Below are 15897 nucleotides of genomic sequence, written 5' to 3'. Positions count from 1 at the left end.
TATGGTCATCACTCCCAATACCGTACAGCTTTTTAGCCTAGAAACAGAGGAATTAGAGCAACATGAGCAAGAATGGTTAAATCGTCTCGAACAGTACCACAATCTCCCGCTTTACGGACAGCTATTTTCAAATATTGCTTAGAATGTACTTTAGAGACAAGGTGAAAAAACCACAGCATTCTGTAGATAGTTCATGCCCAATGTTTACGTCATCGGCGGTTGCAATGGTTCGGGGAAGACCACCGTCGCCAAAAGACTTTTACCCGACTTTTTAGGCGTTATCGAATACGTTAACGCCGATGAGATTGCTGCGGGATTATCCCCTTTCAACCCTGAATCAGTGGCCATGCAAGCAGGGCGGTTGATGTTAGAGCGCCTAGCAACCTTGAAAGCCCAAAAGGTTAATTTCGCCTTTGAAACCACTCTTGCTGCCCGAAATTTTGCTCGTTTTTTGAGAGATTGTCAAAACTCTGGCTACAGGGTAAATCTAATTTATTTCTGGTTACAAACTCCAGACTTAGCTGTCGAAAGAGTAAAAAGACGGGTAGTTAGTGGCGGTCACAATATCCCAGAAGAGGTGGTTCGTCGTCGTTATGAACGAGGACGTAGTAATCTAACTCAGTTGTATTTACCTCTATGCGATACTTGGATTGTTTATGACAATTCTGGGAATGAGCCGAGTTTGATAGCTGAACGTCCTTTTAATCAGCAACCCATTATTTATAATCTTTCTATTTGGCAACAAATAACCGAGGTAACCCATGAGTGAGCCAATTCCCGATAAGTTATCTGAGCTTCTTGACGCAGGGGTAAGAGTGGCTATTGCTGAGGCTATAGAGAGACACCGTAAATTAGGAGAGTCTATCAGCATCTTAAAAGATGGCAAGATCGTCACTCTAACAGGTGACGAAATTCCTCCGGCCAAAAAAAACTAAAACTAAAGTTAAGACCTCTAAAACTTATCTGATGACCAAGGGGATAAGTTTTTTATCAATAATAGCTTTTTTGATAAAAGCGACAAATCTCTCAGTCAAGCTAGTTCTCTTGTTCTATAAAAACAAAATTAGTACAATCAAGGTAATGCCGTCCCATGCCTGTGTTTTTGACCGCCTAAAATGAATCTCCAAGACTCCTCCGTACCCTACCGATGTCAAGCACCTGAATCCCTTACCGGCGTAGTAGAACGCATTACCTACCACGCCGAAGAATCGGGTTATACTGTCGCTCGGCTACAATCGCCCAGAGCAAAGGAATTGGTGACGGTAGTGGGCAATTTCGCCAATATTCAAGCCGGGCAAACCCTCCAGCTTAAAGGAGTGTGGAAGAATCACCCTCAATACGGTCAGCAGTTCGAGGTTCAGCAATACACCGAAACGAAACCCGCCACCCTCACAGGCATGGAGAAATATTTGGGAAGCGGCTTAATTAAAGGAGTAGGCCCCGTTACCGCTAAACGGATTGTGGCTTACTTTGGTTTGGAAACCCTAGAAATCATTGAAAACAAAACCGAAAGGCTCATTGAAGTCCCAGGCATCGGCAAAAAGCGGGTTGTTATGATTCAAAAAGCCTGGGAAACTCAGAAAGCCATCAAAGAAGTTATGGTTTTCTTGCAGGGGCATGGAGTTTCAACCACTTACGCCGTCAAAATTTTTAAGCAGTATGGGGCAAATGCGATCGCTACCGTGACTGACAACCCCTACCAACTAGCAGATGATATTTATGGGATAGGTTTCCTGACCGCCGATAAAATTGCTTATAACGTAGGGGTTTCTCAGGAGTCGAAATATCGCTACAAGTCGGGAATTTTGCACGTTTTAAGCCAAGCAGCCGAGGACGGACACTGTTTTCTCCCTCAACCCGAATTAATAAAGCTATCAGCAGAACTCCTCAGTAACGGAGAACATGAAGCCGAAATAGAAGCGATTAGTGCCATTATTGACGAGATGGGACAACAGCAAGCCTTGATGGTAGAAAAAGGAGAAGGAGGGATGCCTCTGTGCTACAAACCCGCTTTCTTTTACACCGAGGAGAATCTTGCTCAATTACTACGACAACAACTTGCCGAACCGGTTGAAGTTGATTTGCCCCGTGTCAAAAATTGGATAGAACGCTTTACCCAGAGTCGGGGAATTTCCCTTTCTCCCCAACAGCAGGAAGCGGTAGAAATGGCGGCTTGTTCACGAGTAATGGTTCTTACAGGTGGGCCAGGCACAGGAAAAACCTTCTGTACCCGTACTATTGTCGCTTTATGGAAGGCGATGGGTAAGAAGATTGGGTTAGCCGCTCCAACTGGACGAGCAGCACAGAGAATGGGGGAGGTAACGGGTTTAGAAGCTAAGACTCTCCACAGAATGCTGGAATTTGACCCCGCTACAATGGGGTTTAAACGGGATAAGGATAATCCTCTGCCTTATGATGCTATCGTGGTCGATGAAACATCAATGCTGGACTTATTTTTGGCTCATTCGTTGTTAAAAGCGATCGCTCCAGAAGCTTGCTTATTATTAGTGGGGGACGTGGATCAGTTGCCCAGTGTCGGACCTGGAAAAGTTTTAGCGGACTTGATTGATTCGGGAAAAATCCCTATCGTGCGTCTGTCCCAAATTTTCCGTCAAGCCTCTTCGAGTGCTATTATTCGGGCTGCACATCAAATTAATGGAGGTCAATATCCCCGACTAGAACCGATTAGCGACGTTTCTCAATCAGATTGTCTCTGGCACAATGGGGGAACTGAGCCAGAACATGGGGTAATGGTGGTTTGTGAACTCATCCGTGATTTTATTCCCCGTCAAGGTTTTAATCCCGTCACAGATGTACAGGTACTTTGTCCCATGACGAGGGGAGCAGTAGAGACGCGCAATTTTAACAGTGTGCTTCAGCAATTAATTAACCCTCCTAGCCCCGATAAACCTGAAGTTTCCAGGGGTGGGATGATTTTTCGGGTTGGTGATCCGCTTCGCGGATCTCGCGTAGCGAGCGCGGGTAATTCAACTGAAGAATGATTATGAGAGAGAGGTATTTAATGGGGATTTAGGAATGGTAGCGGCTATTGATCCAGTTGAACAAGAACTAACTATCTGCTTTGACGGACGAGATGTGGTTTATGATTTTGCTGACCTCAATGAAATTGCTTTGGCTTGGTCGATTTCCATCCATAAAAGTCAAGGGTCAGAGTATCCAGTCGTTTTACTGCCGATTTACACCAGTCATTATATAATGCTCTCTCGAAATCTCATTTACACTGGGCTGACTCGTGCTAAGAAGTTAGCAATTATCATTGGGTCTTCTAAAGCAATAGGGATGGCGGTCAGGCAAGTGAACCAACAGGAGCGTTATACAAGGCTCAAGGAACGCTTAGGGGTTAAATTGATTGCTATGGGTGAGCGCTCCTTAAAAAATTAGAAATTCAAACACCTTGCGGTCATCGTCAACACGAACACCTCATCGTGCATTCATGATAGGCAATCTCGTTTGGGATCATTTTTGGCTCACTGACAACGATTCATTTGGCTTTGACTTTTAAATCAAAAGGATAGTTTTAAGAGTTGCGTTCCCAACGAAACTTACGTTCAGACTCCCGAATAGGTAGATCATTAATACTTGCTTCTCGTCGTCGCATAAGTCCGTTTTCTGCAAACTCCCACTGTTCGTTACCATAAGCGCGATACCATTGTCCCGAATCGGTGTGGTACTCGTATTCAAATTTGACGGAGATACGGTTATCGGTAAAACTCCATAATTCTTTTTTAAGGCGATAATCCAGTTAACTGTTCCACTTTCGCCTGAGAAATTCACGAATCTGCTCTCGTCCACTGAAAAACTCAGCACGATTTCGCCAAATGGAATCTTCTGTGTAAGCTAAGGAAACTTTTTCGGGGTTGCGGGTGTTCCAAGCATCTTCGGCAGCCTGAACTTTGGCTAATGCTGTTTCTAAAGTAAAAGGGGGTAAAGGAGGTCTAGTTTCCATATTTAAATTAGGCAGTTTTATTAGTTAGCGGCGCAGATAATTGAATAGCATTTTAATAATAAACCTTGAGATAGTTTGCACAACATGAGTGAATACCAATATTATGAATTCCAAGCCATAGACCGTCCCTTAACTCAAGAAGAAAGAACCGCCATTAGTCAGTTATCGAGTCGGGTTCATCCTACTGCCACGAGAGCTAGTTTTACCTACAGTTACGGTGATTTTAAGAGCGATCCTAAAAAAGTATTAGCCCAGTATTTTGATATTATGTACTACATCGCCAACTGGGGGACACAGCAATTAATGTTTCGTTTTCCCAAATCCTTAATTTCCTCTTCAGTAATCGAACCCTACTGTATTAAAGACTGTATTAGTCTCACTTATATCAAAAGTTGGGCAATTTTAGATTGGCAATTTAATCAAGAAGAAGGGTTTGATTACTGGATGGAAGGAGAGGGAATTCTCGCCGAATTGTTAGGACTACGCCAAGAAATTTTACAACAAGACTATCGAGGACTGTATTTAGCATGGCTCAAAGCCATTACAATGTCTTCTGAATATGCGGAAATTGATAAAACTCAACTAGAACCCCCTGTACCTCCAGGATTAAAGCAACTTTCTTCATCTCAAAAGGCTTTTGCAAAAATCTTTGAAGTGGACGAATATTTGTTAACTGCTGCTTGTGAATCAAGTGGTAAGCCAACTCTTATCTCGGATAAAAATTGGCAACAAGCTATTGTTCAGTTATCTTCTTCTGAGTGTCAAGATTTCTTATTGCGACTGGCTAAAGGAGAATCCAATTTATCGGCTAAGTTTACACAAAGACTATCTGAACTGATAGTTACTACTCCGGTTCCTAGTAAATCTAGACGCACGATTCAACAGCTTTTTGAAGCCGCTTCTGGTGAAGAAAAAGCGACGAAAAAACGCCAGCAACAAGAAGCGGAAATTAAACGGATTCAGGAACTTGAAGCTTTAGCAAAACGAGAAACTCAAGCCTGGAATGAAGTCGAGTCATTGCTATTGAAACCTCAAGCTAAAACTTATGAGCAAGCTGTTGAACTATTAGTCCAGTTGAGGGATTTAGCCGAATATCAAAATCGGTACTCGTTTTTTCAAGAAAAAATTAATCAGATTTACAAAAAATACAGTAGGCGAACAGGTTTGATTGAAAGATTGAAAAAAGCTAGACTTTGAAACTTTAAGCCTAGTTATTCTCTTGTCCGAAAAAATCTCATTTTTTAAAACTTATTGAAAAAGCAAAGCTTATAAATCGGCTATAGTAACCCATTAATAAACTTCATCATGAGTACCAATATCAAGCAAAAGAATTACTTCTTCTTGATTTTCGGGGTCAATTTCGATTGAAAACAATATTCGACAGTCATAGCCACAAGAACAAGCTTTCAATCCTAATAATTTTCCTTGCAGGGAATGAGTGCTTAATTGAGGAGCAAAAACATCCTCTTGCATTTGTCTTAAAACTTCTTCAATTTTTTTCTCAAGTTTGGGATTGCGAAGTACAAATTTTTGGAATGCCTTTTTAAATTTTGATGTTAAAACTAATTGTCTCATTAATCTTGGGTCAAGGTGGCTTTTAATTCAGCAATAATAGTTTCAATGGGCTGAGGCTGTAATTGTCCTTGATGAAAGGCAGCAATGGCTTTTTCGGCATCTTCAGCTATTTCTTGACGACGAGCTTCAATTAATTGATTTTTAACAATTTCTACTAACATTTCTCTTTGTTCGATAGGAAGTTGATTAACTGTCAACAGAGCTTGTTCTAAAGTAACCATCATCTCAAACCTAATAAGTGATGAACCAAGTAATAACATTTTAACTGATGAACGAGGATAGATTTCGTAAATCCAGGCACTTGTATCAGCTATGCTGCCTAGAACGGTCATTTCTATCAGCTTTTCTTAAAATTGTACTCGGACTCAAAGGGTATAGCTATTATATATACCCTTTAGTTACGCAACCCCAATTAGCTACAATTAGCTTATCTTAAAGTTTTATAAGGTATTTTATGGTAGTATGTGCAATTTTCTATCGATTAGCTTTTAAATTTTCCTCTCACCGTAAAAAAGCGATAATCTTCCCCAGACTCAAAGGGTGTAGGTATTATACATATCCTTTAGCCGCGCCCCAGAAATTAATACATTAACTCCTAGTCAAGATTGATGAGAGTGAAAGAGGGCAAAAAATGGTTTGATGCCCAAAGTTTATGGTGCTATCGCCCTTTTTTGCTGATGAGTTAACAATCAACTTATGTCAGATCTTATTGTTTTCGGATTCGAGAACCAAAAGGTTCGTTGTGTGGGCACTCCCGATCAACCCGAATGGATAGCCCAAGATGTGTGTGATGTTTTATCAGTTGGGTTAGCCAGCAACACTTTGAGGAATTTTGACTTTGATGAAAAGGGTATGTATTCTATACATACCCCTGGTGGCGAACAGGAAATGCTTACGGTGACTGAACCTGGACTCTACCGCTTGATTTTCAAATCCCGTAAAGCTGTAGCCAAAAGGTTTCAACGCTGGATCTTCCATGAGGTTCTTCCTTCGCTCCGACGCACGGGAAGCTACAGCATTCAACAGAACCAGCAGTCTCCAAAAGCTTTAATTGTTGCACGGGCTATTAACGAGATTAACGAGTTAGTCGTCGATATTTCCCCTCGTCTGGCTCAGTATCTCATCGATCACACGATTTCAGAAGTCCTTGAACAAACTGCTTTGCCGGGGACGACCGAGATATTACGAGGGGTCGTGGAAATAGCGGAGGAGATGGGTTTACCTGTAAACGCTCAAAACCGTTCTCAACTTGGTCGCTTTGTCAAAAACTCACCAATCGGTCAATTGGCCGTCCCTGAAAAACGGCTAGTCAATGGAACAATGCGAGAAGTTCAGTGCTACCCCGACACTGAGGCAGTTCGTAATATCATCCGCTCTTTCTTTTCTTAATATTGTCCCTCCTCGTTTCTTGGTTTGACAAAACTGTTATTTGTCTCCTTGAAACAGGGGGCTTATTTTATTGCCACTTAGCCTGACCAACAAGAGAGCGTTAACACGCTTGTCGAAAAACTGTAGCCATAAGAGGTGACAAATGATTTACACAGCATCATACTTTGAGCCTCATCGCCATCATGGTCAACTTTTCTCAATTTCTCGCACCGTTCGGAGAGGTTTTCGGGTTGATGGTCGTCTAGAGTTTTTCGTTCCAAGTGCTGACTTACTGCAAGATTGGAAGCAAAAACGGATTAATGAAGAACAATATACCAGTCGTTACCGAAAAGAGATCAAGGCTAATTTTCCAATTATCAAGGTATGGCTGGCCAATCTAGACCCCAAAAAACATATAACCTTGCTCTGTTGGGAACGAAGCGGTATGGATGAAGCCCTCAAGCAATGGGAAAAAACTGGTAAGTGGAAACATGAAAGACCTTTTTGTTATAGAAATCTAGTCATTAAAATCGTTCAAAAATTCAGACCCGATTGCTATGGCGGTACAGACATACTCAAAGTGTTAATGCCTATTTGCCGAAACTGCCTAACCGAAGTCATTCCGGCTCTAATTACCGAAGGTTTTGACGACGCGCACTACTGCCCTAAATGTCGGATTTGGACAAAACAAGTCCTAGAACCCGAATGTGCCTGAATTTCGCAACAGTGCCCCTTTGAAAAAAACAATCAAATGTGTTCCTTCCATAACGAGCAGTCTGAAGTGGGCTGCTCTTTTTTTAGCTTGATTACCACTCATTAAACTTCATTCAAATTAAAAAGAGGGAAAAACTATGTTAGCCGTCTTAGGAGACTATTTAAAGCATCTCAATTCCGAAATTGAAACTTATGAGCAACTTATTGCCAGCAAACGAGAAGAGGCTCAAAAGCTTACCCAACTTCAAGGACAAGTCGTCGAAGCGTTAGGACTTCTTAAAGGCATCGTTGATGAGTTAAACACTGTTGACCCAAATGCGATCGCTACTGTTAAAACCGCAACTTTACAAATATTCGACAACGGTAGTCAATTAGAGGAAGACCTATCAACAGATAACGATAATCCTATTGAGCATCAGAAGAATAACTCGCTTCTATCTTCTGAAAATCCCGTTAATAAGAGCGAGACGGATGAAGTACAGCTACGCCTCCAATTATTAACTCCTGAAGAGGAAGATTCTTTAAAAGCTACTGACATAGAAAATCGTTCAGAGATTGAAAGCGATGAAGACGAAGAAAACCTCTCTGATAGCGAATCTTCTCCAAAAGAGTCCACTTATATTAGGCTGTCTGAGAATGTCGTGTATCAGCCAGACCAAACAACGGTTTATGCTGGCATTAACGCCTATAATCGAGCTAAATCTTGGGGAGAATGGCTCTGTTTTACTCATACTGTGGGCGAACGCTTTAAGGTTATTAACTCTAGCCGATCACAAGGTTACAGTTACGATTTAATTGTTTTCGGCATCCAATCAGAAGATGCTCATAGACTGGCTCAGGCTGATTTGGCCAAACAACCCACTAATTCTGAGAATGCTTCCTGGCAACCAGTTAAACGTCACCCGCTACCCACACCACCCAGACCACAAACTTGTCAGCCTGGAGATTTAGCTGTGGGTGACATTGCCCGAAAAGCGGATGGACGAGAATATCGTATTATCGGGGTCAATGATGACGGTTCTGTAGTGAAAGTCGTCAATCAAGACAATATGGAGATGGCCTTTGCAGTCGGGGCACTCTATCTCGTCAAGAAAGCTGAATCTGGCAAATCTGACCAAAGAGACGAATCTGAGCCTGATAATAATTTGACAACGGTTACAGAAGCGTTCAGCAATGGTAAAACTCGCACCCCCAATCTAGAAATTGGTACTGATGTTTTGATCCATAGCCGTCGCTACCAAGGTAAATACGAGGGCAAGCAGGGAGTTGTAGTGGAAGAACCTACTAACCTTGGTGTAAAAATTGACATCGGTGAAGAAGCACCTATCTTTTTCCTCAACGGGGAAATTTCTGTGATTGAGTAAATATGTTAAAGAGCAATTTTCGCTTGGGAGAATTGCTCTTTTTTTTATTGTCTTTTAAGGTAATTGACGTTCGTTTGAGTTAAATTTTAAAAGCATTTATCAGCTTTTTTAAGTTCATTTTCCATCAGTCATTAACCCGTCAAAAATCGTCCGATAGGAGTTAAGGAATAGTTGAGGTGGAGTCCGAGGGGAGCAATTTTTCTTTCTGTTTGCTCCCATTGAGCTTAATTGGAACTTCTACAGATTGTTATGGGCTTCCCTAGGTTGTTACTGTTCTTTTTTTGGCTTGTGAGGGGGGAATGAAAGGGGGGAGCAAGCCGTGTTAACAGCATATATTTTTGTCCGCATCCAAGAAATTAGAAAGGGTAAAATTTTCAGCAAAAAATCCGTTTAACTGTTCTATGTATTTTTTCTTGGTTGACCTTGATAGCTCAACAGGGTAGCTTGATAATTTTCTATAGCTTTCTGATGAGCAACTGGATCATGGCGGTTTTGAACCCAGTTTTGAATGAGTTCAAGATTATAACGGATACACCGACTGTTAAGTCTGACCCAATGAACACCTTCTATTAGAATGCCTTGGAGTCTGTAACGCTTGAGAGTTGTTGCACTAATTTGAAGACATCGAGAAGCTTCTTGTTTATTGATGAAATGAGTCATAATTTCCCGATCCTTAAAGCTATTTGAGAGGCTGAAATTCAGTTCAGACCAGTTTGTTGTAAGACGAGAATAGCAATTCGGGATAGATGTCTCAAGCGAAATGTGGGGTTACGATGAAAAGATATTAAAAAAATAAAAATTCATGATTTCCTAGTATTTATAAAGTCAGATCGTGCTGGTAATCTCGTTGCCTTGATTGGGGTAATTTTGGGGTAAATAATTTTTGTGATGCCTGAAAGCCTTGTGATATATAGGTTGATTGGGGGACTCATAAGCCCAAGGTCGCAAGTTCAAATCTCGCCTGAGCCATTTTGACACGCCCTTAAACAGGCTTTATCTCTACGTTTTGGGATTGTTTAGTTTTGTGTATCAATACCAAATGATACTAAACGGTACTAAATGACACTAAAATTTTAGTCTAGATTTAGTCATGATAAGTTTAACGCGACAGAAATACCGTAGTTGATGGATGAAAGACTTTAATTCGCTGGTGGCAAGTGCTAATCAACGGCTTAAAACAGCTAAATGTAGATGTAGGATTGAAATCCAGAACAAGGCAGTATACCTTAGAGGGACATTTACCCCAGGCAAACAGCAAAGAATTCCGTTAAAAGTTAAAGCGTCTGTTGAGGGAATTAAATTAGCTGAGGCTAAAGCCAAACAGATTTCAGGCTTAATGGATGCCCATCAGTTTATTTTGGATGATTGGATCAGAAACAAAACTTCTCCTTCTACTGTGGGGGAGTTTGTTGATCGTTTTGAGACGGAATATTTTAAGAACAAACCCAACGATAAAACAACTCGTGAGACGTGGAATAAAGAATATCTTAAGCCTTTTCAAGAATTGCCGCTAACCCAACCCTTAACCCTTCCATTATTAGAGAGCGCTTTATATGAACAGACACAGCCTGACACGAGAAGCCGCAGAAGATACGCTCTAGCCTATGGTAAATTAGCTGACTTGGCCGGACTAAATGGGGAGATGATCCGTAAGCAGGTTGGGAATTATGGGGTGAAGTCTTTAAGCCCGCGATCGCTTCCGTCTGATCAGTTAATTTCACAGGTTTTTAACTCGCTTGATACGGGCTGGTTAAAATCTTGCTTTGGATTTATGGCGGCTTACGGGCTGAGGAATCATGAGGTCTATCATGCGGATTTGCTGGATTACCCTATTTGTTTTGTGGCACGAGGAAAAACTAACGAGCGGTATGTTTGGCCCCTTTATCCAGAGTGGGCACAATGGGTTGTAGATTCAAGCCGACAAGAAATTAATCCCCAATTAACGAATAGTCAATTGGGGAATAAAATTACTAAGGCTTTTCATAAAATAAAAATTCCTTTTTCCCCCTATAATCTCAGACACGCTTGGGCTGTACGAGCCATCATGTTTGGTCTAGATATTTCTCTGGCTGCCTCTCAGATGGGGCATTCTGTCAGTGTTCACAGTCGGATTTATCATCATTGGATTAACAAGACGACTCATCAACGAGCTATGGATATTTTGCTTGCTAGGAGTGACAGACCAAAACCCCCAGTATAAAAAGCAAGGGTCATTGAGTGACCCTTTTTCTCTTTAATTATTTTTTCGAAACTAAAGCTTAATATAATGTTGTTTGCAAATTTTATTTAAAGTAGCCAAACTCCACTCTAGCCCCTCTGGCAAGGGATAAGCGTACATTCTTTTGAGGATTTCTTTCTTTGAATAAAAAGGATCACGTTTATTAGATGGGTTCTTTTTTGATACCTCGTATTCTTGCAGCCTATACAAAGTATCTTTAAAGGTTAAATTGTTCTTTTCACATGATTCTTCTATGCGCTTTTTCGATTCCTTGTCTTCTTTTTCGACGGCTCCTTGAACCCCAAGAGTCTGCTTTGCCATTTCTAGGGAAAAGGTAAACTCAGGGTTAGCCTCTATCAATCCTTTTATCAATCGTTGGGCGTTGGCTTTGGAGTACGTAAAAGCAAATTGTTTATCATCCGTCCAATCTGCCCCAGCCCACCAGCCTAAAATACTCCCGTCTTTTTGATAGTTAATGAAATAAAAATTTAAATCATCTTCCTCAGAGACTTCCTCAGAGACTTCTTCTGAGACTTCCTCAGAGACTTCCTCAGAGACTTCCTCAGAGACTTCTTCTGAGACTTCCTCAGAGACTTCCTCAGAGACTTCCTCAGAGATTTCCTCAGAGATTTCTTCTGAGATTTCCTCAGAGACTTCCTCAGAGATTTCCTCAGAGATTTCTTCTGAGATTTCCTCAGAGACTTCCTCAGAGAATTTCAGGCTTTCTCTGATTTCTTTTAATTTGCCATCAATAAGTCTTAAGCAAATATTCTCTACGTCCTCATAAGAGGGGTATAGCGGCTTGTCTTTCCCTTCTGGGAGACTCGTTTTTTCTTCCCCTAAATACCCTTTGACGAAACTGGTTAGAACTTGGGACGCTGTAGCCCCCTGCTCTAAGCATTTGTTTCTGAAGGAATCCCAGATGGTTTCATCAAGCTCAAAACTGGCTAACTTTTTTCCTTTGGCCCGTCCCATGACTTTATCCTTAATCTACAAACAATCTATTAATAATCTATATAGAGCATAAATAGATTGTCAATAGATTATTAATATAGATTACTTATATAGATTAAACAACCTATACAGACAATCTATAGCGACAACCTATAAAACAATCTATAATAATCTATGACCATCGACAATAGATTATTTATAGGTAGTCATAGACTATGCCCACACCAAACATAATTCAGTTCTCATTCAATGAGAATCAGAGAAATAAGCTAGCAGCCTTAGCTTTAGAGAATGAGTCACTAGGACTAACCGCTAAAAGACTTTTATTGTCTATTATTGAATCGGAGGAACCACAAACACCACTGGAAGGGGTTAACTCACTTGATGAGCGCCTATCAAAACTAGAGGAACAGTTTAAAGGCTTAAAGATGGTAGACGAGGAAACTCTACGGCAAATAATTAAAAATAATATTAACCTTGAATTTGAATCCCTTGCTCGGACTAAAAAAATTGAAGATGTTATTGCTGACCGCATGGACGAAAAGATAGGGTCTTGGAGAGTACGCTTGATAGAAGATATTGTTACCCAAATGGAGCCTCAAGTCCGACAAGATACTGAACACGCGGTGGCCGGTTTTCTTTCTCAACAATTACACCCTGATACTTCTAAAAGTTTTTTAAAAGACTTAATTGGCACTTACCTATCAGCACAAAAGGCAGAAAATTTAGGTAATGAGGAAGAGGATCATAAAGCACGAGGGATAAGCTTTGCTAAAACTCTCCCCCAATTACTGTCCGGACACAAAACCGTTACGAGAAGGCTATGGTGTGACAGCTACGCTAATACTTTTATCAAATACTTTGAGGAACAAGTAATTATACCGGCCTACAGTAAAGACTTGCGGGCTGGTGGTGAAGTTGTTGGACGTTTAAAGCTTACTCAAAAGCCGTATAAGCAATCATTGGCCGAACTATCTCAGGAAGATGTCAAGGCAGAGGGGTTTTCCCATTTATCCCCTGGTGAGTTCATAGACCGTTTTTTTAAGGGTAATCCAGAGCAAGAAGTTTGGGTCATCTGGTTCGAGTTTTTGCCTAACAAACCATCAGAAGAACAAACACAGCCTGACGAGAATCTCACCGGTGCCGAGTTAGCCAAGTTACTGGGGGTTAATAAGTCGACTGTTAGCCGATGGGCTAAAGAGGGGAAAAATCACGGGAGTTGGAAATATGACCCGCAGACTAAACGATGGGGACAGGAGCGTCAGTCATGAGAGCTTTAGGCGATAACGTACAAAATCATCTAGGGATCTTGCCTCTATTCTTTATTGGCTGCTCTCCATCTCAAGCCGCGTCTATTATTAATCCTGATTATCCAGCAGCCGGCGTTATGATTTCGGCGAACAGTTTGCGATCGCGTAAATCAGACTTTAAAACATCTTCTCCTTGGATTATGGATTCAGGAGCATTCACCGAACTTAGCCGATTCGGGAAATACAGATCTTCTGTAGAAGACTATGCTCACCAAATTTCTAGATGGGCTAATGTAGGTCATCTACTTTGTGCTGTGGCTCAAGACTATATGTGTGAACCATTTATCCTTGAACGAACTGGTTTGAGCGTAGAGGAACATCAACGGCTCACTATTGAGCGATTCGAGCGATTATGTTCATATCCTTTACCTGTTAAAATCATGCCCGTCATTCAAGGCTATAAAGTATCTGACTATATAGCTCACGTTCAACAATACAATGATCGGCTCGACCAGGGGGAATGGGTTGGGGTTGGTTCGGTGTGTCGACGTAACGGCTCACCAGAAATCATCGGGGACATACTCCGAGCTATTAAGTTAATTCGTCCTGATTTGCGGTTACATGGGTTTGGATTGAAGCAAACGGCTTTAGAGAATCAAGCGGTCAGAGAACTGCTTTATAGCTGTGATTCTATGGCTTGGTCTATGCCCCGTAGATTTAAGGATTTAACCCCAACAATCGAGTTAGCCCATAACTATCAAGCTAAAGTTTCTAAAGCCGTAACCGATTCTGTACAAAAACGCATACCGGTTACAGCAGGGGCTGGTAATGGGCAAGGACGAAAACCTAAATGGAATAACCCCAAAACAAAAGCTATTCGTGTCCCAGAAGACCTTGCAGAGCGTTTATTAGACCTAGCAAGACAGTGGGACGAGTCCCGCGACAACCCCCTTGGCGTAGAACCAGACCTAGAACCAAACCCCAAGGCAAATTATTGGGGACTTAAAACGGAAATGCTCATAACGCATTATATGTATCAAAAGCTTAAAGGAAAAATAGTGGAACTTCTTCCTGGCGGACTCGTGAAAATTTGTTGGTTGAACGGTGGACATTTACAGGGACAGATCGAAACCCACAACCCTCTTTTTATCCTCCCACTTGGCAACGATGACCGTTAATCGTTTTTGTACAAAATCGGTTACAGCTTGATATTGAGCAAACACAATTAATTTAAAGGGGGGTTGGTCACGTTGGTCACGTTGGTCACATTGTCTTGTGGAGCGAGTTTCAGATAGACCATCCTATAGACCAACCTTTATTATTATTTTTTTATTCAAAGTGGTTAACCCCTTGATACAAGAGCGATAGAAAGGCGACCAACCCCCGACCAACCCCTTGGCCAGATTAAGAGGGTTGGTTTTTTGTCTGTTTTGTGGAGAATAGCGGCTATTTGTTGGGTTTACCTGGGAATACTGGTAGTGTACAGATACTTTTATGGAAGATATGCGTTATCCAAGATGGCTACCTTACCCTAGTTCCTGGTTTAAGGCTTTTGTGTCGTTTTTGTTTGTAATTCCGCTAAAATATATTGTTCAATTCACTGGTGAGAGTCTTCTTGTTGTTTTTGGGGCGGAATCAGTCGCTCGCTATTGGCTCTTTGAATTTTTGCTCATAACGCTTGTTTTTGTTCCTATTGTTGTTTTTAGCTATATTCATTGCTTTTTATGGGGAAAATTTACCAAAGCGGTAAAATGGCTTCCAAATTTTGATAGCTGGTTAGAGGGGGCAGCTAATTGGTTGATATCTGTAGTGTCTTTCGGGCTGTGTTTTTATATTTTGGTTAGATTTGCTTCTAATAATGTTTATTACTCTCACTATTTCACAAAATATGGATCTTCTCTCAACGGACAGCTGGCTTGGTTTATTTCAAGTGTATTTATCGTGACGGCGGCTTACCTCTATCAGCTTAAGCGTTTCGTTAAAGAATCGTTATCGATTTCTAAAAAACACTAAAATAAAGTAAAAAAGCCCCTAAATAAGGGGTCTTTGTCGTCTGTATCGTTTTTATATAAAAATTAATCTTTTTTTTCGGGAATAGCCAAATCCTCAAAAGACCTGTTGATTTCTTGTAACAATTTGTAAAGCTTGACCGCCGGTTCTAGGAACTCAGGGTCATCTTTCCCGTTTTCCCACCGGCTAACGGTTTCTCTTTTAACTCCTAGTGCTTGGGCAAAAGATTCCTGTGTTAATCCGAGTAAGTTTCTTACGTCTTTTAATTGCAATTTTTTAAAATTTACTGTTGGCTGTTGACTTAATTTACTCTTACCCATTATAAATAATATGTGAGCTAAACTCACACGCGAAACAATAGGAGAGTGAGCAAGACTTTTTAACTGTTCAACCAGGGAGTCATCTTGCTCTCTTGTTTGGAAAAGGGAATTACGCTTCCCTTTTCTACCCCTCATTATCACTCGCTCTGCAAAATTT

The 15897-nt window shown here is 41.1% G+C and carries 18 protein-coding genes and 2 pseudogenes; 14 read left to right on the top strand and 6 right to left on the bottom strand.

The genetic code is table 11. The features are described 5' to 3' along the window. The first annotated feature begins 1 nt into the window (after position 1). The 6 genes and pseudogenes from CYAN7822_RS39335 to CYAN7822_RS39330 all read left to right on the top strand — a co-directional run bounded on the left by CYAN7822_RS39335 (position 2) and on the right by CYAN7822_RS39330 (position 3402). The gene (locus CYAN7822_RS39335) at positions 2 to 142 is read left to right on the top strand and encodes a hypothetical protein (RefSeq protein WP_245602686.1); all 141 of its coding nucleotides are present in this window, start codon (positions 2 to 4) and stop codon (positions 140 to 142) included. A gap of 51 nt (positions 143 to 193) precedes the next feature. Next, entirely contained in the window at positions 194 to 769 is a 576-nt protein-coding gene (locus CYAN7822_RS04240) for an ATPase (RefSeq protein WP_013321006.1), read from the top strand. Beyond that, positions 762 to 935 (top strand): hypothetical protein, encoded by a 174-nt coding sequence (locus tag CYAN7822_RS38525; protein WP_013321005.1) that lies wholly within the window; start codon positions 762 to 764, stop codon positions 933 to 935. Before CYAN7822_RS04240 ends, CYAN7822_RS38525 begins: the two co-directional genes overlap by 8 nt. A gap of 180 nt (positions 936 to 1115) precedes the next feature. Then, a complete protein-coding gene (gene recD2, locus CYAN7822_RS04235) occupies positions 1116 to 3002 on the top strand; it encodes an SF1B family DNA helicase RecD2 (RefSeq protein WP_041933129.1) in 1887 nt (628 codons plus the stop codon). Next, positions 2986 to 3036: pseudogene (locus CYAN7822_RS40475) on the top strand (hypothetical protein); the annotation flags it as partial. The gene recD2 and the pseudogene CYAN7822_RS40475, both read left to right, overlap by 17 nt. Beyond that, entirely contained in the window at positions 3037 to 3402 is a 366-nt protein-coding gene (locus CYAN7822_RS39330; RefSeq protein ID WP_245602684.1) for an ATP-binding domain-containing protein, read from the top strand. Positions 3403 to 3538: 136 nt separating this feature from the next. On the opposite strand, the pseudogene CYAN7822_RS04225 reads toward CYAN7822_RS39330, so the two are convergent. Beyond that, positions 3539 to 3967, bottom strand: a pseudogene (locus tag CYAN7822_RS04225) (nuclear transport factor 2 family protein). Positions 3968 to 4051: 84 nt separating this feature from the next. Between CYAN7822_RS04225 and CYAN7822_RS04220 the strand changes: the two are divergent. Then, positions 4052 to 5164 (top strand): hypothetical protein, encoded by a 1113-nt coding sequence (locus CYAN7822_RS04220; protein ID WP_013321004.1) that lies wholly within the window; start codon positions 4052 to 4054, stop codon positions 5162 to 5164. A gap of 93 nt (positions 5165 to 5257) precedes the next feature. Here the strand turns inward: CYAN7822_RS04220 and CYAN7822_RS04215 are convergent, their stop codons facing one another. Then, entirely contained in the window at positions 5258 to 5542 is a 285-nt protein-coding gene (locus tag CYAN7822_RS04215) for a type II toxin-antitoxin system RelE/ParE family toxin (RefSeq protein ID WP_013321003.1), read from the bottom strand. Beyond that, positions 5542 to 5874, bottom strand: a complete 333-nt coding sequence (locus CYAN7822_RS04210; protein WP_013321002.1) for a hypothetical protein — start codon at positions 5872 to 5874, stop codon at positions 5542 to 5544. Before CYAN7822_RS04210 ends, CYAN7822_RS04215 begins: the two co-directional genes overlap by 1 nt. A 364-nt stretch (positions 5875 to 6238) precedes the next feature. Here CYAN7822_RS04210 and CYAN7822_RS04205 point away from each other — a divergent pair, with 364 nt between their 5' ends. The 3 genes from CYAN7822_RS04205 (at position 6239) to CYAN7822_RS04195 (ending at position 8988) form a co-directional block, all read left to right on the top strand. After that, positions 6239 to 6931, top strand: coding sequence for a BRO-N domain-containing protein (locus CYAN7822_RS04205; protein ID WP_013321001.1), 693 nt, complete (start codon positions 6239 to 6241; stop codon positions 6929 to 6931). Between the two features lie 142 nt (positions 6932 to 7073). After that, positions 7074 to 7625, top strand: coding sequence for a DUF488 family protein, N3 subclade (locus CYAN7822_RS04200; protein WP_013321000.1), 552 nt, complete (start codon positions 7074 to 7076; stop codon positions 7623 to 7625). 136 nt (positions 7626 to 7761) lie between these two features. Beyond that, a complete protein-coding gene (locus CYAN7822_RS04195) occupies positions 7762 to 8988 on the top strand; it encodes a hypothetical protein (protein ID WP_013320999.1) in 1227 nt (408 codons plus the stop codon). Between the two features lie 399 nt (positions 8989 to 9387). On the opposite strand, the gene CYAN7822_RS04190 is transcribed toward CYAN7822_RS04195, so the two are convergent. Continuing rightward, entirely contained in the window at positions 9388 to 9648 is a 261-nt protein-coding gene (locus CYAN7822_RS04190) for a helix-turn-helix transcriptional regulator (protein WP_013320998.1), read from the bottom strand. Positions 9649 to 10117: 469 nt separating this feature from the next. Here CYAN7822_RS04190 and CYAN7822_RS04185 point away from each other — a divergent pair, with 469 nt between their 5' ends. After that, entirely contained in the window at positions 10118 to 11188 is a 1071-nt protein-coding gene (locus tag CYAN7822_RS04185) for a site-specific integrase (RefSeq protein WP_013320997.1), read from the top strand. Positions 11189 to 11239: 51 nt separating this feature from the next. On the opposite strand, the gene CYAN7822_RS34410 is transcribed toward CYAN7822_RS04185, so the two are convergent. Further along, positions 11240 to 12181 (bottom strand): hypothetical protein, encoded by a 942-nt coding sequence (locus tag CYAN7822_RS34410; RefSeq protein WP_013320996.1) that lies wholly within the window; start codon positions 12179 to 12181, stop codon positions 11240 to 11242. Between the two features lie 305 nt (positions 12182 to 12486). On the opposite strand from CYAN7822_RS34410, the gene CYAN7822_RS38905 reads away from it, so the two are divergent. From CYAN7822_RS38905 to CYAN7822_RS04165, 3 genes are all read left to right on the top strand, one after another. Beyond that, positions 12487 to 13431 carry a hypothetical protein gene (locus CYAN7822_RS38905; protein ID WP_216701565.1) on the top strand — a complete coding sequence of 315 codons (945 nt, stop codon included), beginning with the start codon at positions 12487 to 12489 and terminating at the stop codon, positions 13429 to 13431. Beyond that, a complete protein-coding gene (locus CYAN7822_RS34400) occupies positions 13407 to 14588 on the top strand; it encodes a deazapurine DNA modification protein DpdA family protein (protein WP_216701564.1) in 1182 nt (393 codons plus the stop codon). The genes CYAN7822_RS38905 and CYAN7822_RS34400 overlap by 25 nt, the downstream gene beginning before the upstream one ends. A 316-nt stretch (positions 14589 to 14904) precedes the next feature. Continuing rightward, the gene (locus tag CYAN7822_RS04165) at positions 14905 to 15423 is read left to right on the top strand and encodes a hypothetical protein (protein ID WP_013320993.1); all 519 of its coding nucleotides are present in this window, start codon (positions 14905 to 14907) and stop codon (positions 15421 to 15423) included. 62 nt (positions 15424 to 15485) lie between these two features. Here the strand turns inward: CYAN7822_RS04165 and CYAN7822_RS04160 are convergent, their stop codons facing one another. Then, entirely contained in the window at positions 15486 to 15875 is a 390-nt protein-coding gene (locus CYAN7822_RS04160; RefSeq protein WP_013320992.1) for a helix-turn-helix transcriptional regulator, read from the bottom strand. Positions 15876 to 15897 lie beyond the last annotated feature (22 nt).

It is taken from the genome of Gloeothece verrucosa PCC 7822 (genome assembly GCF_000147335.1).
Lineage (GTDB): Bacteria > Cyanobacteriota > Cyanobacteriia > Cyanobacteriales > Microcystaceae > Gloeothece > Gloeothece verrucosa.
The sequence above is the reverse complement of the archived record's forward strand: the minus strand, read 5'-3'. Positions and strand labels throughout refer to the sequence as shown.